The sequence below is a fragment of the Streptomyces sp. SYP-A7185 genome, assembly GCF_046103685.1.
Lineage (GTDB): Bacteria > Actinomycetota > Actinomycetes > Streptomycetales > Streptomycetaceae > Streptomyces.
Genome location: NZ_CP122310.1, coordinates 5,904,972 through 5,926,941 on the forward strand (window position 1 = coordinate 5,904,972; position 21,970 = coordinate 5,926,941).

The following is a 21,970-nucleotide window of genomic DNA, read 5'->3' on the forward strand; positions in this document are numbered from 1 at the left end:
CACAGGGCACGGTGACAAGGGGGGCTCCACACATGAAGAAGGCTCTCGCGGGCAGCTTGCTCGCCCTCTCCCTCGCAGGAGTGGGCTCCGCGCCGGCGGTCGCGGCGCCGGACGGCGCACCGGCACAACGGGCCGCGGACCGGGCCACGGACCAGGCCGCGGACCAGGCCGCGAAGAAGGGCGTCGACTTCGCGGGGACCGTCGCGCTCAGCAACTGCTCCGGCTCCGTCGTCCGCGTGCCCCGGTCCCAGCCGGACGACCCCGCGCTCGTCCTCTCCAACGGCCACTGCCTGGAGAGCGGGTTCCCGGCGGCGGGCGAAGTCGTCGTCGACCAGCCGTCCACCCGCACCTTTAAGCTGCTCGACGCGAAGGGCGCGGAGAAGGCGACGCTCCGGGCGAGCAAGATCTCGTACGCCACGATGACCGACACGGACATCTCGCTGTACCAACTCACCAGCAGCTACGCCGACATCAAGAAGAAGTACGGCATCAAGGCGCTGGAGATCGAGGACGACCACCCGGTCAGGAAGCGGGCCGTCACGGTCGTCTCCGGGTACTGGAAGAAGACGTACACCTGCGAGATCGACGGCTTCGCATACCGCCTCAAGGAGGGGGAGTGGACCTGGAAGGACTCGGTCCGCTACACCCCCGCGTGCCGCACGATCGGCGGCACGTCCGGCTCACCCGTGATCGACCACAAGACCGGCAAGGTCACGGCCGTCAACAACACGGGGAACGAGGACGGCGAGCGCTGCACGCTCAACAACCCGTGCGAGGTCGACCGGCGCGGCAAGGTGACCGTCCGCAAGGGCATCAACTACGCCCAGCAGACCTACGGGATCGTGCCCTGCGTCGGACACGACAGCAAGATCGACCTCGGCCGCAAGGGCTGCAAGCTGCCGCGCCCGGCAGCCGCCCGGAGGTAGCGCGCCCGCAGGCGTGAACCGGACGGGCCGCCACCCGGTGACGGCGGCCCGTGCCGGTGAGACGTTGCCCGCGGACTTCCCGCCGGAGGGGCCGGCGGGGACGAAGGGGGCACCATGACCAAGATGATCGGTCACGTGGAGTACGCGGACGACGAGACGGAAGCGACCGACCTGCTCACCGAATACAGCGAGTCGATCGGCCTGCCCTGGGGACTGATCCCGCAGCGCAAGCGGGAAGCCTCCGTCCGCATCGCGACCGTCGAGGACAAGAACAACGGTCTGGCGGCGGCCAAGAAGACCCTCGACGACGACCTGAACGAACAGCGGCGCGCGGAACGGGTCGCGGAACGCACGGCGGCGATCCAGAAGCAGGCCGACTCCTTCGTGAAGGCGGTCGGGGTCAAGACCGACGCCGGCCGCCTCCTCGACCTGTGCAGGCACCACTACGAGCAGGCCAACCACCCCAACTTCACCTTCGGGTCGGGCATGACCGAGGTCGAATACGCCGCCTTCCGGCAGGAGTGGCGGGACGCCGCCGAGCTGGCCGAGGAGCGCTACGACCAGTTCACGGACCTCCGCGCGACGGACGTCCAGGACAAGGCGGCCCTCGGCAAGGGGCAGGTCGGGGACACCCTGGACACGCGCGGGCGGCAGGGCAACGTCTTCGTGACGGTCCTGGGCGCGAAGTTCAACGCCCACATCGACATCAAGGGCAAGAAGAAGTGAGGCGGTAGCGGAGCCTACGGGGTCCGGCGCACGGACCGTCCCGCCAGGACGTCCGTGCGCCGGCCGTCCTCCATCACGAACTTGCCGTCGATCAGGACGTGCGGGATGCCCGTCGGCAGCGTGCGGGGAGCGTCGAACGTCGAGCCCGCCGCGACCGTCTCCGGATCGAAGAGGACCAGGTCCGCGCGGTGTCCCTCGCGCACGACACCCCGGTCGGCGAGCCGGAGCCGGGCCGCGGGGCGCCCGGTCAGATGGGCGACGCACTCTTCGAGGCCGAGGACGCCGAGTTCGCGCACGTAGCGGCCGAGGTATTGCGGGAACGTGCCGTACGCGCGCGGGTGCGGCTTGAAGCCCTGGAGGATGCCGTCGCTGCCGCCGGTGTGCACGCGGTGGCGCATGATCGCCTGGACGTTCTCCTCGTGACCGACGTGCTGGAGGATCGTCGAGCCCAGCTTGTCGTTGATCAGCAGGCGCCGGGCGGTGACCCACGGTTCCTCGGCGCGCTGCCGGGCCGACTCCGCGATCGTCTTGCCCACGCAGGAGGCCAGCCCCGGGTCGGAGACGCCGGAGATCTCGATCTTGTCCCACTCGATCGGTACGCCGTGACAGCCGTCGGCGCCGATGACCTCCATGTGGTGGCGGATCTTCTCGGCGGTCGCGTCGTCCTGGAGCCGGGCCAGGATCGCGTCGGGCCCGCCCTCGCTCGCCCAGCTGGGCAGCATGGCCACCAGGGTCGTGCAGCCGGGGGTGTAGGGGTACGTGTCGAGCGTGATGTCCGCGCCGGACGCGAGCGCGTCGTCCAGGAGGGCGAGCAGATCGGGCGCCTTGCCCTTGTTCACGCCGAAGTTCATGGTGGCGTGCGCGAGGTGGAGGGGGCAGTTCGCGACGCGCGTGAGGTCGACCATCTCCTCGTACGCCTGGAGGGCGCCGGCGCCGTAACTGCGGTGGTGGGGGCAGTAGTAGCCCTTGTACCGGGCCACCACCTTGCACAGCTCCGTGAGTTCGGAGTCGTCGGCGTACATGCCGGGGGTGTAGGTGAGGCCCGACGACATGCCGACGGCGCCCTGCTCCATGCCCTCGGCGACCAGCTGCTTCATCCGCTCGACCTCGGCGGGGGTCGCCGGGCGGTCGTCCCAGCCGACCGCGTACATGCGGACGGTGCCCTGCGGGATGAGGTAGGCCGCGTTCACGGCGGTGCCCTGCCGGTCCAGGCGGTCCAGGTACTCGCCGACCGTGCGCCAGTCGAAGTCGATGTCACCGCCGTCGCCGTTCCAGCCGGTGATGGCCTGGCGGACCTGGGCGAGGGTGCGGTCGTCGACGGGGGCGTAGCTCAGCCCGTCCTGGCCGATGACCTCCAGGGTCACGCCCTGGGCGGCCTTCGCGCTGTGGTCCGGGTCGCGCAGGAGGGCGAGGTCGCTGTGGGCGTGCATGTCGATGAAGCCGGGCGCGAGCGCGAGACCGTGGGCGTCGACGGTGCGGGCCCCCGTGGGGCGGGGACCCGCGTCCTGCGCGCGGTGGATCTCGGCGATCCTGCCCTCGTGCACGCCGACGTCGGCGCGGTAGGAGGCACCTCCGGTGCCGTCGATGACGCGTGCGTCCCGGATGACGAGGTCCATGGGGGTGCCTCTCTCTGCTTGTCTGCGGGTTGCGGGGCAATCGGGTGGGTGGGTGGGAGACATCCGTCGCGGGGCGGCGGTTCTGCTTGTTCGCCCACCCTCAGAGGCCCAGGGGCCAGAAGAGGTCAGAAGTAGGTGCGGACGTAGTCCGTGACCGTGCCGTCGGCCTCGACCAGCGGAATCAGCTGCCACTTGTCGAAGGACGTGCAGGGGTGGGAGAGCCCCAGGCCCACCCAGTCGCCCACGGCGAGATCGGCCTCGGACGCCGTGCGGACCCAGCCGTGCTGGTCGGAGAGGCCCGTCACCGTGACGCCCGTCGCGGCCCGGTCCGCCCCGTCCCGGTGCACGACCTGCGCCTCGGGCAGATCGATGTCGTACGCCGCGTCCCGCTTGCCCGCGTTGATGAACGCCTGCTCCGGCGTGGGCCGGGACACCACCTGCGCCCAGAGGCGGAACGCGGGGTGCAGGGCGCCCTCGTCCGGGATCCGGTTGAAGGGGGTCAGGTGGCGGTAGTGGCCGTCGTCGTGCGAGACGTACGCACCCGAGCGCAGCAGCTTCAGGACCGGCACGGACAGGGCGGGGATCTCGGCGAAGACGTCCGCCACCGCGTCGAACCACGCGCTGCCGCCCGCGCTGACGACGATCTGGTCCAGGTCCGCGAACCGGTTCGCCTTGTCGAACTCGACGGCGAGCGCGGTGAGCCGGCCGAGCCAGGCCCGCACCCGCTCGGGGGTCGCGTCCGGCACTTCGCCCTCGTACCCGGCGACGCCCACCAGGCGCAAGGTGTCCGCCGCCGCGACCGCGTTGGCGATCTCGACGCACTCGTCCTCCGTGCGCACCCCGGTACGCGCGCCCTCGCCCGCGCCGAGCTCCACCACGACGTCGACCGGACGCGTCGCGCCCGCCTCGCGCAGCGCGGCGTCCATCAGGGCGACGCCGGGCACGGAGTCGACGTAGCAGATGAAGCGGAAGGAGGGGTCGGCGTCCAGCTCGCCCGCGATCCAGCGCAGCGCCGCCGCGTCCACCAGCTCGTTGGCGAGAAAGATCCGCTCGATGCCGAAGGCCCGCGCGACGCGCACCTGGTGCGGCACGGCGAGAGTGATGCCCCACGCGCCGTGCTCGATCTGCCGCGCGAAGAGCTGCGGCGCCATGGAGGTCTTGCCGTGCGGCGCGAAGGCGAGGCCGTGCCGCGTGGAGTACGTCTCCATCAGCGCGAGGTTGTGCTCAAGGCGCTCGGCGGAGAGCGCGAGGACGGGGGTGGTGAAGCCGCCCGTGAAGAGGTTCCTGCGCTGGGCCGCCAGCTCGCCGACCGTCAGGCCTTCCGCGTCCGGCGGAAGGCCCTTGAAGCGGTGGTCGACCCGCTCTTCCGCGAGCCGGGTCAGCTCCTGGGCCCGCCGTCCGGCGGAGCGGTCGGCTGCGTTGTCGGCGGCCATGGCGCCTCCTCGAAAAGGTGCGTTGCATGATGTGCAACGGTCATTGCGTATGTCGCTTACTGCTGTCTAACATCCGAGCCAACGCCGGGTCAACGGATCCGGGCAGTCGGTTGAGGGGCAGGAAGATCGTGACCGCACAGGCCGCGCAGCCAGCAGTGGACGTCGTCGCGCTCGGCGAGTCCATGGTCACGTTCCTGCCCTCCCGCGCGGGCCGCCTCGCCGACGTGCCCTCCTTCGACCGCGGGATCGGCGGCGCCGAGTCGAACGTCGCCTGCGCGCTCGCCGCGGCCGGACACCGCACCCGCTGGGTCAGCCGCGTCGGCGCCGACGGCTTCGGCGACCACCTCGTCGAGGCGATCGCCCGCTACGGCGTCGACACCAGCGCCGTGCGCCGCGACCCCCGGCGCCCCACCGGCATCTACTTCCGCACCGCCGACGACCGCGACACCGACGCCCACGAGGTCCTCTACTACCGCGCGGGATCGGCCGCCTCCGCGATGTCCCCCGACCCGGAGTCCGTGGACCACGAGGCGCTCGCCTCCGGCCGGATCCTGCACCTGTCCGGCATCACGGCCGCCCTGTCCGCGGACTGCCTGGCCCTCCTGCGCGAACTGACCGCGCCCCGCCCCGGCCGCCCCCTGGTCTCCTTCGACGTCAATCACCGCCCGGGCCTGTGGACCGGCCAGGCGAGCGAAGGGCCCGGCGTCCTCCTGGAGCTGGCACGCGGCGCCGACCTCGTCTTCGTCGGCGAGGACGAGGCCGCCGACGCCTGGGGCGTCACCGGCGGCCCCGACGCCATCCGCGCCGCGCTGCCCGAGCCCGCCACCCTGGTCGTCAAGCAGGGCGACCGCGGCGCCACCGTCTACACCGGAGGGGCCGCCGCGGGCGAGCCCGCCGTCTTCCAGGCCGCGCTCAAGGTCGACGTCGTCGCCCCCGTGGGCGCCGGTGACGCCTTCGCCGCCGGGTTCCTCTCCGCCACCCTGCGCGGACTGCCCGCCGAGCGGCGCCTGCGCCACGGGCACCTCATGGCGGCCGCCGCGCTCACCGTCGCCGGCGACCTCGCCACCCCTCCCGCGCGGGAGCACACCGACCGTCTTGCCGCCCTGGACGCCGACGCCTGGGGGACACTTCGTCTCGGCCCCGGCTGGACGGACGGCGTCCCCGCGCACACTGAGGCCAAGGAGGAGGCACGTACATGAGCCAGACCGTCGACCGCGCCCTGTCCATCCTGCCGCTGCTCGCCGAAGGCCCCGCCGACCTCGGCCAGGTCGCCGAGCGCCTGGACGTGCACAAGTCCACCGCCCTGCGGCTCCTGCGCACGCTCCACGAACACGGCCTGGTCTACCGCCAGTCCGACCAGCGCTACCGCCTGGGCGCCCGCCTCTTCGCGCTCGCCCAGGAGGCCGTCGAGAACCTCGACGTACGCGAGATCGCGCACCCCCACCTCCTCGCGCTCAACGAGAAGTGCGGCCACACCGTGCACCTCGCGGTCTACGAGGAGCAGGAAGTCCTCTACATCGACAAGGTCGAGAGCCGCTACCCGGTGCGGATGTACTCGCGCATCGGCAAGCCCGTGGCGATCACCGTCGCCGCCGTGGCCAAGCTGCTGCTCTCCGACCTGCCCGAAGCCGAGCGCCGCGCCATCGCGGAGAAGCTCGACTACCCCACGTACACGTCCCGTTCGACGCCCAACGCCGCCGCGTTCCTCAAGGAGCTCGGCGCCGTGCGCGAGCAGGGATGGGCCACCGACCTCGGTGGCCACGAGGAGTCCATCAACTGCATCGGGGCCCCCATCCGCGGTGCGGACGGGCGCGTCGTCGCCGCCATGTCGGTCTCCGCGCCGAATGTCGTCGTCACCGCCGACGAACTCCTCACGCTGCTCCCGCTGGTGCGCCGTACGGCGGACGCCATCAGCCGGGAGTACTCCGGCAAGTCACCCCTCAAGGAAGCCTGAACGACCATGACCGACAAGACCGCACTGACCCCGGCCACCCACACGACCCCGCCCGCGAAGTTCTCCCACGGCGTCAAGAAGGGCAACATCCTTCAGGTCGCCGGTCAGGTCGGCTTCCTCCCGGCCGAGGAGGGCAAGGCCCCCACCCCCGCCGGCCCCACCCTGCGCGAGCAGACCCTCCAGACCTTCGCCAACGTCAAGGCGATCCTCGAAGAGGGCGGCGCGACCTGGGACGACGTGATGATGATGCGCGTCTACCTCACGGACGTGGACCATTTCGCCGAGATGAACGAGATCTACAACGCCTACTTCGAGGAGCAGGGCCTCAAGGCCCCCGCCTCGGCCCGCACCACGGTCTACGTGGGCCTGCCCAAGGGGCTGCTCATCGAGATCGACGCGCTCGCCGTCCTGGGCTGATCCGCACCCCTCGCTGAAACCCCCGCAAGCCGTACGTCTTCACGGCGCGGCTCCGAACTCCCCCCTTCCGGAGCCGCGCCGTGATCCCCCCTGCCCCGAAAGCTCCATGCACTTACGAGGTCAAAGATGTCCCCGTCCCCCTTCGCCGCGCTCGCGGCCGCCGCCCCCGCCGAGGCACCACCCCACACGGGCGGAATCCTCACCCTGATCGACGGCACCGCCGGTCTGCTGACCGTCGCCGCGCTCGGCATCGTGCTTCTCCTCTTCCTGATCATCAAGGTCAGGCTCCAGCCCTTCGTGGCGCTGCTCGCGGTCTCCATAGTCGTCGGCCTCTCGGCCGGCCTCTCCGTCACCGAACTCTTCGGCACGGTCCAGAAGTCCGACGCGGTCTCCGTCATCGAGTCCGGCATGGGCGGCATCCTCGGCCATGTGGCGATCATCATCGGCCTCGGCACGATGCTCGGCGCGATCCTGGAGGTCTCCGGCGGCGCGGAAGTGCTCGCCTCCCGGCTGCTCGGCCTCTTCGGCGAGAAGCGCGCACCGCTGGCCATGGGCCTGACGGGTCTGATCTTCGGCATCCCCGTCTTCTTCGACGTCGGCATCTTCGTCCTCGCGCCGATCGTGTACGCCGCCGCCAAGCGCTCCGGCAAATCGATTCTGCTCTACTGCCTGCCCCTGCTCGCGGGTCTGTCGATGACCCACGCGTTCCTGCCCCCGCACCCCGGCCCGGTGGCCGCGGCCGGTCTGCTCCACGTGGACCTCGGCTGGGTCATCCTCATGGGCATCGTCTGCGGCATCCCCGCCGTCCTCGCCGCCTGGGTGTACTCCGCGTGGATCGGCAAGCGCATCTTCGTGCCCGTCCCGCAGGACATGGTCGAGGCCGCCGACGAGGCGCGCCAGGCGGTCATCGCCGAGCAGCGTGAGGCGGGCGTGGCGCCCCGGGAGAAGCCGGTGCCGCTCGGCATCGTCTTCGCGATCATCGGGACGCCGCTGTTCCTGATCCTCCTGGCGACCTTCTCCTCGATCGCCTTCGACCCCTCGACCCTGCGCTCGGTCATCGAGTTCTTCGGCAGCCCCTTCGTCGCCCTGACGATCGCCCTGCTGATGGCGTACTACCTCCTGGGCATCCGGCGCGGCTGGTCGCGCAAGTCCCTGGAGACGGTCTCGACCTCGTCCCTGAAGCCGGTCGGCAACATCCTCCTGGTGGTCGGCGCCGGCGGCATCTTCGGCGCGGTCCTCAAGGCGAGCGGTGTCGCCGCCGCCCTCTCGGACACCTTCCAGGACGTGGGCCTGCCCATCATCGTCCTCGCCTACCTGCTCTCCCTGGTCCTGCGCGTCGCCCAGGGCTCGGCGACGGTGGCGATCGTGACGACGGCCGGCATCGTGGCCCCCCTCCTCGCCGAGGGCGACCACTCGCAGGCGTTCGTCGCCCTGGTCATCATGGCGATCTCGGCGGGCTCGATCTTCGCCTCGCACGTCAACGACGGCGGCTTCTGGATGGTCGCGAAGTACTTCGGCATCTCGGAGCGCGACACGCTCAAGACGTGGACGGTCCTGGAGTCGGTCCTCTCCCTGGCCGGCTTCGCGGTCGCGGCCGTGGTCAGCCTGTTCGTGTAGCGGTCCCTGCGCCCGTGGGGGCGCCCGGCGAATGCGCCGGGCGCCCCTTTTCGGCGTACGGGATCAGCTCGTGCAGTACTGCTGTTCCTTGCCGATGGAGCGGTACATGCAGTCCGAGTTCTCCAGGAGCTGGAGGACCGCGTCCCGGTTGCGGTTCGTCTCCCGCTCGATCACCTCGTCGGGCGGGTAGAAGCCGCCGCCGCCCGCGGACGACGGGTACATCTCGAAGGTGTAGCTGAAGATCTTCTGGTTGCCCCACAGCCAGTCGTTGATCGACCCGTCCGTGATGTAGAGGTCACTGGACTGCTGCGGCGTGTAGCCGTTGCTCGCGGCCATCTTCCGGCCGATGGCGGCGTGCGCGTCGCGGTCGTCCTGGGTGAGGCCGGGGCCCGTGTCGCTGTACGTGTAGCCGTAGGGCCACAGGACCAGCTCGCTGTACGTGTGGAAGTCGATGGAGGCCTTGATCTGCTGCTTGCCGCCGACGACGCGGCTGCGCACGAAGTTGGAGACGACCTTCGTCTCGGGTGCCGACTCGGCGCTCGGGCCGCGGTAGGTCTCGGACCCCGTGGAGCCGGACGAGCCGCCGCAGCAGCCCCACCGGTAGGCCCAGTTGCGGTTCAGGTCGGTGCCGACGTTCGACGAACCGCTGTTGGGCTGGCGGTTCTTGCGCCAGCTGCGGTAGGAGCCGGTCGCGATGTCGTACTCGCCGCCGTCCGGGTTCAGGTCAGGCACGATCCAGATCTCGCGCTCGTCGACCATCTTCTTGATGCGCGCGTCCGTGCCGTAGTCGTCGCCGAGTTCGCGCAGCAGATAGAGCGCCATCTCGACGGTCAGGTGCTCGCGGGCGTGCTGGTGGTGGGTGAACAGGACCTCGGGCTCGGCCTCGTCCGTGCCGACGTTGTCGCTGATCTTGATGGCGACGATGTCCCGGCCGGAGTAGGACTTGCCGATGACCCTCTTGCTCATCAGGGTCGGATGGGCCGCGATGCGCTGGTCGATCTCCGCGGTCATCTCGGCGTAGTTGTGGTACCTGGAGTCGGCGGGCGGGAAGTCCTTGGCCTCCACCGGCTCGCCGTTCGTCCGCTTCGGGGGTCCGGCCAGGGCCTTGAGCGCGTAGCCCGCGTCCCTCAGGCCCGCGGCCTCGCGGCCGTCGGCCGAGACGACCACCGAGCGGGCGTCCACCTCGTCGATGGCGACGCCGGTGCGGGCGAGCGCGGTGCGGGCGGCGGGGTCGTCGCCGAGGCGGATCTCGTACTGGCGCGTCTCGTTGTCGTCGGCCGCCGCGGTCCGTGCCGCGGACCGGCCGGCCGAGTCGGGTACGGCGGTCGCGGTCACGGGGGCCGCGACGGCGAGGGCGAGAAGGACCGCGAGAGAGGCGGATCTTCTGCCGCGTATGCGAAGTCGCATGAAGTCTCCTGGGGGGTGGGGGTGGTTCAGTGCGACGCTTGGTCGTGCGGGGTACGGTGCGTGCTGTGGCGCATGCCGTGGTGCGTCGTGCGGTGCGGATCGCGCGGGCCCATCGTGGGCGCCTGGCATGCTCCGGTCAACGCTGTCTTCGGCCAACCCCTTGTGCCACGCGCGCCCATGCGGTTTCTTGATCGGCATGGCTGAAACGACAGGCAGCGGCGCTGCCACGGGAGATGCGGCTCCCCGGCTCCGCAAAGCGAGCTGGAAGTACGTCGGCCCCGGCATCGTCGTCGCCGCTACCGGCGTCGGTGCGGGCGACCTCGTCGCGACGCTCATCGCGGGCAGCAAATTCGGCTACACGCTCATGTGGGCCGCGATCATCGGCTGCCTCGTGAAGATCTCGCTCGCCGAGGCGACGGGCCGCTGGCACCTCGCGACCGGAAAGACACTGTTCGAGGGCTGGCGCAGCCTCGGGCAGTGGACCACCTGGTACTTCGCGGTCTACGTCGTCGTCTGGGGCTTCGTCTACGGCGCCACGGCGATGTCGTCGAGCGCCCTGCCGCTCGTCGCGCTCTTCCCGGACGGCCCGTCCCTGAAGGCCTGGGCGATCCTGTGCGGCCTGCTGGGCCTCGCCTTCGTCTGGTTCAACCGGTACGCCGTCTTCGAGAAGGTCATGACGGTCGTCATCGGAATGAAGTTCCTGATCGTCGTGTACGTCGCCATCCGCGTCGCCCCCGACCTCGGCAACGCCTTCGCGGGCCTCGCGCCGGTCCTGCCCGACGGCTCGCTCCTGTACACGCTCGGCCTGATCGGCGGAGTCGGCGGCACCATCACCATGGCGGCGTACGGGTACTGGGTGAACTCCAAGGGCTGGACCGACATCAGCTGGCTCAAGGTCATGCGGCTCGACAACCGCGTCGCCTACATCACCACCGGCATCTTCGTCGTCGCGATGATGATCATCGGTGCCGAGCTCCTGCACTCCACGAACATCGCCCTCACCTCGGGCGACCGGGGCCTGATCGACCTCGGCAACGTCCTGGAGGACAAGTTCGGGGCGGTCACCGCGAACCTCTTCCTGATCGGCTTCTTCGCCACGTCCTTCGGCGCCCTGATGGGCGTGTGGCACGGCGTGAGCCTGATGTTCGCCGACTTCGTGGAGCGGCTGCGGCGCGAGCGGGCCGGTGTGGCCGCCGCCGCCAAGACCGCCCCCGGGAAGACCGCCGAGGGTGCCGACGGAACGGTCACGCCCGCGGGTACGGTCACGCCGGCGGGTGCGGTCACGCCCGACGGCGTGATCGAGCCGGACGGCATGGTCAAGGAGGTCGCGGCCGGCAAGCGCGAGAAGTCGGCGCCCTTCCGGGCGTACCTCCTGTGGCTCACCTTCCCGCCGATGGGCCTGCTCTTCCTGGACCAGCCGTTCGGCCTGGTCGTGGCCTACGGCGTGCTCGGCGCGTTCTTCATGCCCTTCCTCGCGCTCACGCTGCTCTGGCTGCTCAACTCCTCGCGTACGCCGAAGGAATGGCGCAACGGCATCCTGAGCAACGGCATGCTCGCGGCGGCCGGACTGCTCTTCCTCGTCCTGTGCGTGCAGCAGGTGCGCGACCTGCCCTGGTAAGGCGGCACAAACCCGGCAGCGCCGCCGGGGGAGCGGCGGCGCTGCGGTCTGCGGGGTCCGGAGCGTGCGCTCCGCGGCCCTTCGGGGTTACGGCAGCCCGTGGACGTGCGGGCCGACCGCCTTGGACCAGGCGTCGCCGTCACTGGCGTCCCAGTTCGTCGACCAGGTCATCGCGCCCCGGATGCCGGGGTACGTCGTGGACGGCTTGAAGGAACCGCAGCCGGTGCCCTTCGCCAGGCAGTCGAGGGCCTGGTTCACGACGGACGGCGGGACGTAGCCGCCGCCCGCCGCCTTCGCCGACGCCGGGACGCCGATGCCGACCTGCGACGGGTCGAGGCCGCCCTCCAGCTGGATGCAGGCGAGCGCGGTGAGGAAGTCCACCGAGCCCTGGCTGTAGACCTTGCCGTCACAGCCCAGCATCGAACCGCTGTTGTAGTACTGCATGTTGACGACCGTGAGGATGTCCTTCACCGCGAGCGCCGTCTTGAAGTACTCGTTCGACGTCGACTGCATGTCGATCGTCTGCGGCGCCATGGTCAGCACGAACCCCGAACCGGCCTTCCCGGCCAGGGACTTCAGTGCCTGGGACATATAGGTCGAGTTGAGTCCGTTCTCCAGGTCGATGTCGACGCCGTCGAAGCCGTACTCCTGCATGAGCCCGTACGCCGAGTCCGCGAAGGCGGTCGCGGACGCGGAGTCGTTGACCGCCACCGCGCCCTTCTCGCCGCCGACCGAGAGGATCACGGACTTCCCGGCCGCCTGCTTGGCCTTGATGTCGGCCTTGAACTGGTCGACGGTGTACCCGCCGAGCCCGGCCGAGTCCAGGTTGAACGCCAGCTGGCCCGGTGTGGCGGTCGCGTCGGCGAACGAGACCGCGATGATGTCGTACTCGTCCTGTACGTCGGCCAGCTTCTGGACGGTGGCGCCGTTGTCGAAGTTCTGCCAGTAGCCCGTCACCGCGTGCTTCGGCACGGCGCGGGTGTCGGCGTCGGCTTCGTCGGCGCCGCCGGTGAGCAGGCCGGTGAGCGCGAGGGCGAGTGCCGTTGTCAGACCGATGACGGAACCTGCCTTCCTGCGTGTCCTGCCGCGTGCGTGGTCCATTCATGCCTCCGGTGGGGGGAGTTGGGGCATTCGGAGAGCTCTCACCTGGTCGTACAAGCTGGTCCAGACCAATTGAGTTGTCAAGACCTCTGGCATCACCCCGGCCCCGCGCGTCCGGCCAACCTCAATGTGAACAGTGGGAAGTTGGGTGTTGAGGTGGCGATGACCTGGATAAGGTGCTGAGGCAGAAGTGCACGAAGACCGGGGGGTGTGCGTATGCCGACCGCCATAGCCGTCACCGGCCCTGACCTGGTGCTGCCGTCGCCCGACCGGCACACCCCGTCCGCGGCCGTCCTGCAGAGCGCCGTCCAGTCGCCGCGGACGTACTCCCTGGACCAGGCGCTCACCGAGATGCACACGCTGATCGAGCACCACGGCTACGTGATCGTCCTGTGCCCCGCGTCGGCGCCGCCCGCCCTCGTCCAGCGCATGCACGCCATCCGGTCCGTCCTGGAGAGCGACCGCATCGCGATCCTCCGCCCCGACCTGCCGCCGCTGGGCCTCGCGGTCCTCGCGCTCCAGCTCCGCCAGCTCTCGATCTGCGACTTCAGCCCCGGCGTCCTGGCGTCCGCGGCCCGCCTCCTGTCCCACTACATCTACGCGGGCGCGCTGCTCGGCTCGGTGGCGAAGCTGGACCGGGTCCCGGTCACGCTCCAGTCCCACGCCAAGTCGTGGATGCCGGGCACCCAGTTCGCCGTACTCGCCACCCCGCGCCCCGAGCTGATCAAGGTGACGGGGGACGCGGTGCTGCCCGGCCCCGGGTTCGGCACGAAGCTGCTGTACGCCACCGGGCAGCTGGCCGCCGGCTGGGTCACCGACACGCTCGCTCCGGCATGGCGTACGCAAGGGGCGTCGGAGACGCGGCTTCCCGGGGAGTCCGCGCGGTGGTGGGCCACGGGCAAGCTCGTCGAGTTCGCCGCGGCGATCCCCGACATCTCCGTGCTCTACCAACTGGTGTCGTCCGTCCGGCGGGACGACTGCCACTGGTGCGGTCTCGAACTCATCGGCGACCGCTGCGGCTTCTGCGCCGCACCGCTGGCGCCACCGCCCGAACGTCCGGCGCCCGCCGCGGCCCCGGGCCCCGCCCCGGCCCGGGTGCTACGGGCACTGCCGAGAGGCGCGACGTAGGAGCCGCCACCGGCCTGCCCGCCCGTACCGCATGTACGGCACCTGCCGCACGCGCCACCCGTACCGCACGCGCCACCCGTACCGCACGCACCACCCGTACCGCACAGGCACTTCCCGCACCGCTCGCACCTGAAATGAACTGAATCGAACGCGCGCCACACTGCTCACTGTCCGTAGCCGTCCGCACCCGATCGAGGTAGTCCGGTCCATGAACTCACGCCAGCGCCGCGGCGTCATCCTGCTGGTCCTGTCGGTCCTGGCCGCGTTCGGTGCGTTCGCGGGCGTCCTCTCGCTGGTCCGGGACGTGAACTCGAAGGTGGGGCCGGAGGTGGCCGCGTACAAGCTCAAGGGGGACATCGCCCCGTACAAGGAGCTCAGCGCGGACCAGTTCCAGAAGGTCGAGATGCCCGAGCGGTGGCTCTCGGAGAACGCGGTCACCGATCTGCGCCAGCTCCGCGGCAAGATCGCGGTGACCGAGCTGCGGAAGGGCTCGCTGCTCCAGACCGACATGATCGTCGACCGCCCGGAACTCGCCCCGGGCCAGCAGGAGATCGCCATCATGATCGACGCGGCGACGGGCGTCGCGGGCAAGATCACGCCGGGCTCGACCGTCAACATCTACGCCACCTTCAAGGGCGAGACCGACAACGCCAAGGACCAGTCGAAGGTCATCGTCGAGTCCGCGAAGGTGATCGACGTGGGCAAGCTGACGGCACTCGACCCGGACCAGGACGACCGCAGTGGCAGCCGTCGGCGCACGGAGGCGGTGCCGATCACGTTCGCGCTCGACACGGCGGACGCGCAGCGCGTCGCGTACGCGGAGTCGTTCGCCACGCACGTGCGGCTCGCGCTGGTCGGGCAGGGCGGGGAGAGCAGTATCCCGCGGGGGGACCGGACTTACACACTCGACGAGGACAAGTAGGGGGCCTGCGGATGTGCTGCACGTCTGAACCGCCGCTTCTCGCTCCCGCCGCGGGGGGCCGCCCGGGGGCGCGGCTGCGTGGCGGATCTCGGAGGTTGTTCGTCCGGGGCTGGGTGCGGGGTAATCGGGTGGGTGGGTGGGAAGGGTCTGTTCGGCAGGACCCACCGCAGGGCTCGCTGCTGGACCTACCGCAGGACCCGCCGCTGGGTCGACCGCAGGACCCGCTGCCGGGCAACGAGGGGCAAGGCGCAGACGGCCGGTCCCCCCAACCGGGAGGTGCCCCCGCATGACGACCCGTATCCTCCCCGTCGTAGCGGACCTGGAAGCCGCCCGTGCCCTCTCGACCCTCGCCGGCCAGCTCCCGGACGCCGAACCCGCCCTCCCCGTGGCCGACTCCACGGCCCTGCTCGACACCCTGGCGAGGCTCGCCGCCGAGTCCCTGGACGAGCTGCCCGAAGTCGTCCTCATCCACGAGCGCATCGGCCCCGTCCCCGCCCTCGACCTGATCCGTGACCTGGTCCTCCGCTTCCCGGCGGTCGGCGTCGTCCTGATCACCGCCGACACGAGCCCGGCGCTCCTGACCGCCGCGATGGACTCCGGCGCCCGCGGCATCGTCGGCTTCCCCCTCGCGTACGACGCCCTCGCCGAGCGCGTGCACGCGGCGGCCGCCTGGTCCGCCGGGATGCGCAGGCACCTGGGCAGTGCGGGCCTGGAGATCTACGCGGGCCCCGGCGGCGACACCCCGGGCGGCGGTCACGTCGTGGCGGTGAGCGGGGCCAAGGGAGGCGTGGGGACCACCCTCGCCACGGTCCAACTCGCCCTCGCCGCCCGCGCGTCCGGCCGTACCGTCGCTCTCCTCGACCTGGACCTCCAGGCGGGAGACGTCTCCTCGTACCTGGACGTCCAGTTCCGCCGCTCCATCGCGGACCTCGCGTCGATCACCGACATCACGCCCCGCGTGCTCCAGGACGCCGTCTACACCCACGAGACCGGCATCGGCCTCCTCCTCGCCCCCAGCGAGGGCGAACGCGGCGAGGAGATCACCGACCGGGTGGCCCGCCAGACGCTCAGCGCCCTGCGCAGCCGGTACGACGTCGTGCTCGTGGACTGCGGTACGTACGTCACCGGGGCGAGCGCGGCGGCCATCGAGCTCGCCGACCAGGCGATCCTCCTGGTCACCCCGGACGTCGTCTCCGTACGCGCGGCCAAGCGCATGGTGCGCCTGTGGGACCGCCTCCAGATCCGCAAGGCGGAGGAGACGCTCACGGTCGTCAACCGCCACGGCAAGGGCGCCGACATCCAGCCCTCCCTGGTGGAACGGGTGACGGGGACCCGCGTGGCCCGCACCACCGTCCCCGCGAACTTCAAGGAACTCCAGGGCGCGGTCGACGCGGGCCGCATGCAGGACCTGGACAGCAAGTCCACGGTCAAGCAGGCCCTGTGGGCGCTGGCGGGCGAGCTGGGCCTGGTGGACCCGGAGGCCGCGGCGGGCAGCACCAAGCGCGGTGCGCTGAACCTCCGCAAACGCGTCGGCGGCGACCGGGGCGCGGTCACGCTGGAGTTCGCCGGGATGTTCCCGCTGCTGCTCGCCGTGATGGGCCTCCTGTGGCAGTGCGCGCTGTACGGCTACACGTTCTCCCTCGCGGGCAACGCGGCCGACGAGGCGGCGCGGGCGGCGACGGCCGCGTACGCGGTGGGACAGGGCGGCGCGGCGGCGTGCGAGGCCGCGGCGAAGGAGCATCTGCCGTCGGCGTGGCAGGGCGCGGAGGTGGCCTGCACGGACGAGGGAGCGGTGTGGAAGGCCCACGTGGACGCGGACGTACCGCTGTTCTTCCCCGGGATCGACGCGGGGTGGAGCGTCAGCGGGGAGGCGGGCGCGGCGAAGGAGGGTGAGGACGGTGAGGGGTGACCCGGCAGCGTTGCGTACCGTCGATCACCGGCTCCGCCGAGTTCGTCCTCAAACGCCGGACGGGCTGGATCGTCCCCGTGGGCGGCGAGGCCCGAACAGGCGGCAGAGCCTGAACAGGCCGCAGGACCCAAACAGGCCGCAGGGCACGAACAGGCCGCAGGACCCAAACAGGCCGCAGGGCACGAACAGGCGGCAGGGCGCGAACAGGCGGCAGGGCGCGAACAGGCGGCAGGGTCCAAGCAGGAAGCACGGCTTCGACGACCGAGGCGTGTCCATGCTGGAGTTCGCTGGCTTCCTCCCCATCCTGCTCCTCGTAGGCCTGGCCGCCATCCAGCTCGGCCTCGTCGGCTACGCCGTCAACCAGGCGGGATCCGGCGCCCGCGCCGCGGCCCGTGTCGCCTCGCAGGGCGAGGGCGGCGAGGCCGCGGGCATGGCGGCGATGGACGGCAGCCTCGACGCCCAGGTCGCCATCAGCGGCGGCGGCGCCACGACGACGGCGGACGTCACCGTCCAGGTCCCCACGCTCCTCCCCTTCGTGGACGCCGGCTGGTCCGTCACGAAGTCGGCCACGATGCCCAACGACGAAGACGACGAGGGGAGCTGAGAGAGAAGATGAGCCTCCGCGACCGCGTGGCCACCCCGCACGACCACGGCAAGGGCAGCGGCCCAAGCCGCGACGACAGCCTGGTGGCCGTCTACCGCTCCAAGCTCCTGGAAGAGATCGACCTCGCCGAGATGTCGTCCCTGACGGCGGCGGACCGCCGCGTCCGTCTCGAACGCGTCATGGGCCACATCATCAGCAGGGAAGGCCCCGTCCTCTCGACCTCGGAGCGCTCGCAGCTGATCCGCCGCGTCGTGGACGAGGCCCTCGGACTCGGCGTACTGGAACCGCTCCTCGCCGACGCCTCCATCACGGAGATCATGGTCAACGGCCCCGACTCGATCTTCGTCGAGCGCGCCGGACGCGTCGAGCAGCTGCCGCTGCGCTTCGCGTCGAACGACCAGCTCATGCAGACCATCGAGCGCATCGTCTCCACGGTCAACCGCCGCGTCGACGAGTCGAACCCGATGGTCGACGCCCGCCTGCCCACCGGCGAGCGCGTCAACGTGATCATCCCGCCGCTGGCCCTCACCGGCGCGACCCTCACCATCCGCCGCTTCCCGCGCGCGTACACGCTGCACGAGCTGATCGGCCTCGGGTCGCTCGACGAGCACATGCTGCTCCTGCTCTCGGCGTTCGTGCGCGCCCGTTTCAACATCATCGTCAGCGGCGGCACGGGCTCCGGCAAGACGACGCTCCTCAACGCGCTCTCCGGCCTGCTGCCGGGCCACGAACGCATCATCACCATCGAGGACTCGGCCGAACTCCAGCTCCAGCAGGACCACGTCATCCGCCTGGAGTCCCGCCCCCCGAACGTGGAGGGCAAGGGCCAGATCACCATCCGCGACCTGGTCCGCAACAGCCTCCGCATGCGCCCCGACCGCATCATCGTCGGTGAGGTCCGAGGCGGCGAGACGCTGGACATGCTCCAGGCGATGTCGACGGGCCACGACGGCTCCCTCGCCACGGTCCACGCGAACACGGCGGAGGACGCCCTGATGCGCCTCCAGACCCTGGGCTCGATGTCCGAGGTCCAGATCCCCTTCGAGGCCCTGAAGGACCAGATCAACTCGGCGGTCGACGTCGTCGTCCAGCTCGCCCGGCACGCGGACGGCTCCCGCAAGATCGCCGAGATCGTCCTGCTCGTCTCGCACGGCCGCGAACAGTTCCGCATCGCGCCGGTGACCCGCTTCGTCCCGCACCAGCCGGGCGGCAACGGCCTGGACCGCCGCGTGCACGGCTACTTCGAGCACCTCCCGCTGCCGCGTTCCGTCGCCGAGCGGCTGTACGTGGCGGGCGAGCCGGTGCCGCCCGGCTTCGGCGTGGCCCAGGCGATCGACGTACTGAACACGAGGGAGGCGATCGGATGAGGGCGCGGGCGAGGGCGCGTACGCATCCGTCGACGCGCGGACGGACGTATGTGAGTACCCACCCGAGGACACATACGAGCACACATACGAGGGAGGCAAAGGGCTGATGGCGAACCAATCCGCGCTGCTGGCCCTCGGCGCCACGATCCTGACCTGCACGCTCGCCGTGGCGGGCGTCCACGCGTACGCGTCGGGGCGGGCCCAGCGCCAGGCGCTGGTCGACCGCCTGTCGATCGGCCCCGGCACGGGGGACACCGGTGGCCGTGGCCGCCGGTTCTCGGCCGTCGACCGCCGCCTGCGCCGCACGCGCCTCGGCCGCGCGATCCACCTGCGCCTGTCGGCGACGGGCCTCGACCTGACGGCGGGCGAGTTCTTCGTCTACGTCGTGGCGGTCGTCGCCGCGCTGTGGCTGATGGCAGCGGCGACGCTGGCCCCGTTCTTCGGCCCGATCGCGGGCATCGTGGCGGTGTGGAGCGCGGTGGTCTTCCTCAACTGGCAACGCCAGAAGAGGATCGAGGCGTTCATCAACCAACTCCCCGACGTGGCGCGCATCCTGGCGAACGCGACGGCGGCGGGCCTGGCCCTTCGTACGTCCCTTGCGATGGCGGCGGAGGAGCTGGAGGCGCCGGCGGGGGAGGAACTGTCGATGGTGGCGGACCAGTTGACGCTGGGCCGATCGATCGACGACACCCTGGGTGAGCTGGCCGCGCGGCTGCCGTCCCGCGAACTGATAGTGCTCGTGACGACCTTGGTCCTGTCCAACAAGGCGGGTGGCTCGGTGGTGAACTCCCTGCGGAACCTCACGCAGACCCTGGAGGACCGCAAGGAGACCCGGCGTGAGGTCCGCACGATGCTCTCGGAGGTGCACGCGACGGCGTTCACGGTGCCGCTCCTCGGCCTCGGCTCGCTGCTCCTCATCAACTCCTCCAACGAGGGCGCGCTGGCCCGGGTGACGGGTTCACCGATGGGCCAGACGCTGATCCTGATCGCGCTGGGCCTGTACGCCGTGGGCTTCTTCGTGATCAGGCGCCTCGGCAAGATCGAAGTGTAGGGAGCGGGTCACGTGTTCGGTCTGGCGATGGCGGCCGTGATGGGCCTCGCGGTGGCGGGGGTCTGCCAGGGCATCCGCATGTACCGGGCGGAGGCGAAGCTCCCCACGGACCTGGCGATAGCCCTGGAGGTCGGCGCCACGCGCGTCTCCACGGCGGGCTCGGCGGTGGACCGCCTGGGCATGCGCTTCGCGCCCTTCGTGCTGCGCGTGATGGGCCCCAAGCGGGTGGACGCCAAGCGCCGCAAGATCGACATGGCGGGCAACCCCGGGGGCCTGACGATCGACCGCTATGCGGCTCGGCGGGCGGTGTACGGCTTGTTCGGTCTGGTGATGGGCCTGGTCTTCCTGACGAACGGCTCGTCGCTGTTCGGTCTGCTGACCTTCGCTTTCGGCGTGACGGCGGCGGACGCGCTGATCTGGCAGGCGATACGGGAACGGCGCGAGGTCATCGACCGCACGCTGCCGGACTTCCTGGACGTCCTCGCGGTGGTGGTGTCGGCGGGTCTTGGCTTCCGCCAGGCGCTGGACCGCGTGGCGGAGCGTTACGAGGGGCCGTGGGCGGACGAACTGCGCATCACCCTGCGGCAGATGGACATGGGCGTGAGCCGCCGCCAGGCCTTCGACGAACTGCGCCGCAGGAACGCCTCCGAGCAGGTCTCGCAGTTCGTGTCGGCGCTCCAGCAGGGCGAGGAGCTTGGCTCGCCGATCGCGGACACGCTCATCCAGCTGGCCACGGACATGCGCCGCACGGACGCCCAGAACTCCCGCCGCAGGGCGGCGAAGACGATCCCCAAGGCGACGATGGTGACGCTGGTCTTCATGCTTCCGGCCACGATGATTCTGATCGCGGCGGGGATGTTCCTGGGTTCGGGGTCGGACTTCGGCTCGATCCTGGGGAAGTGAGGGTGCCGTGAACAGCGCGGTGAGCCTGCCGACGGCAGCCGGAATCAAGCCACTCGGCGAAACCTCTTCGCGGCTGCAACCAGATATGGGACAGTCACGGGAAGAGGGAATGGGCGCGAAGACTCCGAAGGGCGGCCCCTCCGGACCGAGCCCCACCACCCGACCTTTGCAAAAGGCGAGTTCACGGAATCCATGGGAGGGGACGTCGTGAAACACCCCGCACAGCCGACCGCCCGGTCACGGATCCCCACCACCTGCCCCCGGGGTGCGTGATGACCTCGCACCCGGGGAAGGGAACTCGCCAACTTCCGCGTCTCGAACGGTATTGGTTGCGGAGAGTGGCTGAAGGGTCACATGATCTCGCGTACGTTGCCTATGACGACAACGGCGCCGAAATTGGCTGCGCCAACAGCGCGTGTATCGGGTGGGAGAGAAGGGGCCGTCGTGCTGAAAGATCGCGTACTCAGAGTCTGGATCGACTGGGCCGTAACCGTCACCACCCGAGCACGGGGGAGGGAACGGGACGCGGGGGCTGGGTTTGTGGAGTATGCGGGGCTGATGATTCTCATTGCGGGGATCTTTACGTTGATCGATCAGCTGGGGCTGGACGGGACGATTTCCTCGGCCATAGGGGACGCGGTCGACGACGTGGTCGGCGGTGGCTGACAGCAGCCCGCCTGTATGGCGACCGAGGGCAGACTCTCCCGATCTACATCTGGATGACGGGGATTCTGCTCTTCGTTGCTTTCGCCTTCTTCGCGTTCGCTCAAGCGGCGTCCGCGCGTAACGGCGCCCAGTCCGCCGCGGACGCCGCAGCTCTGGCGGCTGCCCAGGATGCCAGGGATGAGCTTGTCGACGGGCTTGGGGGATCCATCGGTGAGGGTGATGACTGGCTCGACTGGCTGGGTGGCGACGAGTTCACCGGTGAAGGCGCCAAGGGTGCAGCGGTCGCGTTGGCCGCGGACAACGACTCGTCCGTTGTGGGTTTCGGTCCGGCTGAAGTGAACGGCTATCCGGGTTTTCGGGCAGAGATCGAAACCAACTACACGGTGGGTGACTCGATCATTCCGGGTACGGAGTCCAAGCATGCACAGGCCGAAGCTACGGCCATCATCAAGCCGCGATGCGACGTCGGCCCGTCCACGGATCCCGAGAAGGCTGTGGAATTCGAATGCGACGGCAGCGGATCTTTCGAGATAGATCCGGATGACTTCGAGCTCGGCGATCTTCCAGACGCATCCGTTCTCTTCTCCGTTCACCTGGCCGATTGA

General features: G+C 70.4%; 20 protein-coding genes. 16 read left to right on the top strand and 4 right to left on the bottom strand.

Going from position 1 to position 21,970, the window contains the following annotated elements; all coding sequences use genetic code 11:
* The first annotated feature begins 32 nt into the window (after nt 1-32).
* Complete coding sequence (locus QBL25_RS26030) at nt 33-926, top strand: trypsin-like peptidase domain-containing protein (RefSeq protein WP_409059384.1); 894 nt, start codon at nt 33-35, stop codon at nt 924-926.
* A 114-nt stretch (nt 927-1,040) separates the two neighbouring features.
* Nucleotides 1,041-1,652: a hypothetical protein gene (locus tag QBL25_RS26035; RefSeq protein ID WP_409059385.1), complete on the top strand. Its 612-nt coding sequence runs from the start codon at nt 1,041-1,043 to the stop codon at nt 1,650-1,652.
* Between the two features lie 14 nt (nt 1,653-1,666).
* Here QBL25_RS26035 and QBL25_RS26040 read toward each other — a convergent pair whose 3' ends face one another.
* Together QBL25_RS26040 and QBL25_RS26045 are read right to left on the bottom strand one after the other, a co-directional pair.
* Nucleotides 1,667-3,268: an N-acyl-D-amino-acid deacylase family protein gene (locus tag QBL25_RS26040; RefSeq protein ID WP_409059386.1), complete on the bottom strand. Its 1,602-nt coding sequence runs from the start codon at nt 3,266-3,268 to the stop codon at nt 1,667-1,669.
* 125 nt (nt 3,269-3,393) lie between these two features.
* Entirely contained in the window at nt 3,394-4,701 is a 1,308-nt protein-coding gene (locus QBL25_RS26045; RefSeq protein ID WP_409059387.1) for an amino acid deaminase, read from the bottom strand.
* Nucleotides 4,702-4,883: 182 nt separating this feature from the next.
* On the opposite strand from QBL25_RS26045, the gene QBL25_RS26050 reads away from it, so the two are divergent.
* The 4 genes from QBL25_RS26050 to QBL25_RS26065 all read left to right on the top strand — a co-directional run bounded on the left by QBL25_RS26050 (nt 4,884) and on the right by QBL25_RS26065 (nt 8,689).
* The gene (locus QBL25_RS26050; protein ID WP_409062782.1) at nt 4,884-5,900 is read left to right on the top strand and encodes a sugar kinase; all 1,017 of its coding nucleotides are present in this window, start codon (nt 4,884-4,886) and stop codon (nt 5,898-5,900) included.
* Complete coding sequence (locus QBL25_RS26055; RefSeq protein ID WP_409059388.1) at nt 5,897-6,655, top strand: IclR family transcriptional regulator; 759 nt, start codon at nt 5,897-5,899, stop codon at nt 6,653-6,655. The genes QBL25_RS26050 and QBL25_RS26055 overlap by 4 nt, the downstream gene beginning before the upstream one ends.
* Before the next feature lie 6 nt (nt 6,656-6,661).
* A complete protein-coding gene (locus QBL25_RS26060) occupies nt 6,662-7,072 on the top strand; it encodes a RidA family protein (protein WP_409059389.1) in 411 nt (136 codons plus the stop codon).
* A gap of 126 nt (nt 7,073-7,198) precedes the next feature.
* The gene (locus tag QBL25_RS26065) at nt 7,199-8,689 is read left to right on the top strand and encodes a GntP family permease (RefSeq protein ID WP_409059390.1); all 1,491 of its coding nucleotides are present in this window, start codon (nt 7,199-7,201) and stop codon (nt 8,687-8,689) included.
* A 63-nt stretch (nt 8,690-8,752) separates the two neighbouring features.
* Here QBL25_RS26065 and QBL25_RS26070 read toward each other — a convergent pair whose 3' ends face one another.
* A complete protein-coding gene (locus QBL25_RS26070; RefSeq protein WP_409059391.1) occupies nt 8,753-10,096 on the bottom strand; it encodes a M14 family metallopeptidase in 1,344 nt (447 codons plus the stop codon).
* A gap of 196 nt (nt 10,097-10,292) precedes the next feature.
* Here QBL25_RS26070 and QBL25_RS26075 point away from each other — a divergent pair, with 196 nt between their 5' ends.
* Nucleotides 10,293-11,714: an Nramp family divalent metal transporter gene (locus QBL25_RS26075; RefSeq protein WP_409059392.1), complete on the top strand. Its 1,422-nt coding sequence runs from the start codon at nt 10,293-10,295 to the stop codon at nt 11,712-11,714.
* Between the two features lie 87 nt (nt 11,715-11,801).
* Here the strand turns inward: QBL25_RS26075 and QBL25_RS26080 are convergent, their stop codons facing one another.
* On the bottom strand, nt 11,802-12,815 hold the full coding sequence (locus QBL25_RS26080; RefSeq protein ID WP_409059393.1) for a chitinase: 1,014 nt from the start codon (nt 12,813-12,815) through the stop codon (nt 11,802-11,804).
* Between the two features lie 216 nt (nt 12,816-13,031).
* Between QBL25_RS26080 and QBL25_RS26085 the strand changes: the two genes are divergently transcribed.
* From QBL25_RS26085 to QBL25_RS26125, 9 genes are all read left to right on the top strand, one after another.
* On the top strand, nt 13,032-13,943 hold the full coding sequence (locus tag QBL25_RS26085; RefSeq protein ID WP_409059394.1) for a hypothetical protein: 912 nt from the start codon (nt 13,032-13,034) through the stop codon (nt 13,941-13,943).
* Between the two features lie 208 nt (nt 13,944-14,151).
* The gene (cpaB, locus tag QBL25_RS26090) at nt 14,152-14,865 is read left to right on the top strand and encodes a Flp pilus assembly protein CpaB (protein ID WP_409059395.1); all 714 of its coding nucleotides are present in this window, start codon (nt 14,152-14,154) and stop codon (nt 14,863-14,865) included.
* Nucleotides 14,866-15,151: 286 nt separating this feature from the next.
* Complete coding sequence (locus QBL25_RS26095) at nt 15,152-16,774, top strand: CpaE family protein (protein WP_409059396.1); 1,623 nt, start codon at nt 15,152-15,154, stop codon at nt 16,772-16,774.
* Between the two features lie 274 nt (nt 16,775-17,048).
* Entirely contained in the window at nt 17,049-17,378 is a 330-nt protein-coding gene (locus tag QBL25_RS26100) for a TadE/TadG family type IV pilus assembly protein (protein WP_409059397.1), read from the top strand.
* Between the two features lie 8 nt (nt 17,379-17,386).
* The gene (locus QBL25_RS26105; RefSeq protein ID WP_409059398.1) at nt 17,387-18,745 is read left to right on the top strand and encodes a CpaF family protein; all 1,359 of its coding nucleotides are present in this window, start codon (nt 17,387-17,389) and stop codon (nt 18,743-18,745) included.
* Nucleotides 18,746-18,851: 106 nt separating this feature from the next.
* A complete protein-coding gene (locus QBL25_RS26110) occupies nt 18,852-19,796 on the top strand; it encodes a type II secretion system F family protein (protein ID WP_409059399.1) in 945 nt (314 codons plus the stop codon).
* Between the two features lie 27 nt (nt 19,797-19,823).
* Nucleotides 19,824-20,699 carry a DUF5936 domain-containing protein gene (locus QBL25_RS26115; RefSeq protein WP_409062783.1) on the top strand — a complete coding sequence of 292 codons (876 nt, stop codon included), beginning with the start codon at nt 19,824-19,826 and terminating at the stop codon, nt 20,697-20,699.
* A 474-nt stretch (nt 20,700-21,173) separates the two neighbouring features.
* Nucleotides 21,174-21,365: a hypothetical protein gene (locus QBL25_RS26120; protein WP_409062784.1), complete on the top strand. Its 192-nt coding sequence runs from the start codon at nt 21,174-21,176 to the stop codon at nt 21,363-21,365.
* Between the two features lie 11 nt (nt 21,366-21,376).
* Nucleotides 21,377-21,970, top strand: a complete 594-nt coding sequence (locus tag QBL25_RS26125) for a pilus assembly protein TadG-related protein (protein ID WP_409062785.1) — start codon at nt 21,377-21,379, stop codon at nt 21,968-21,970.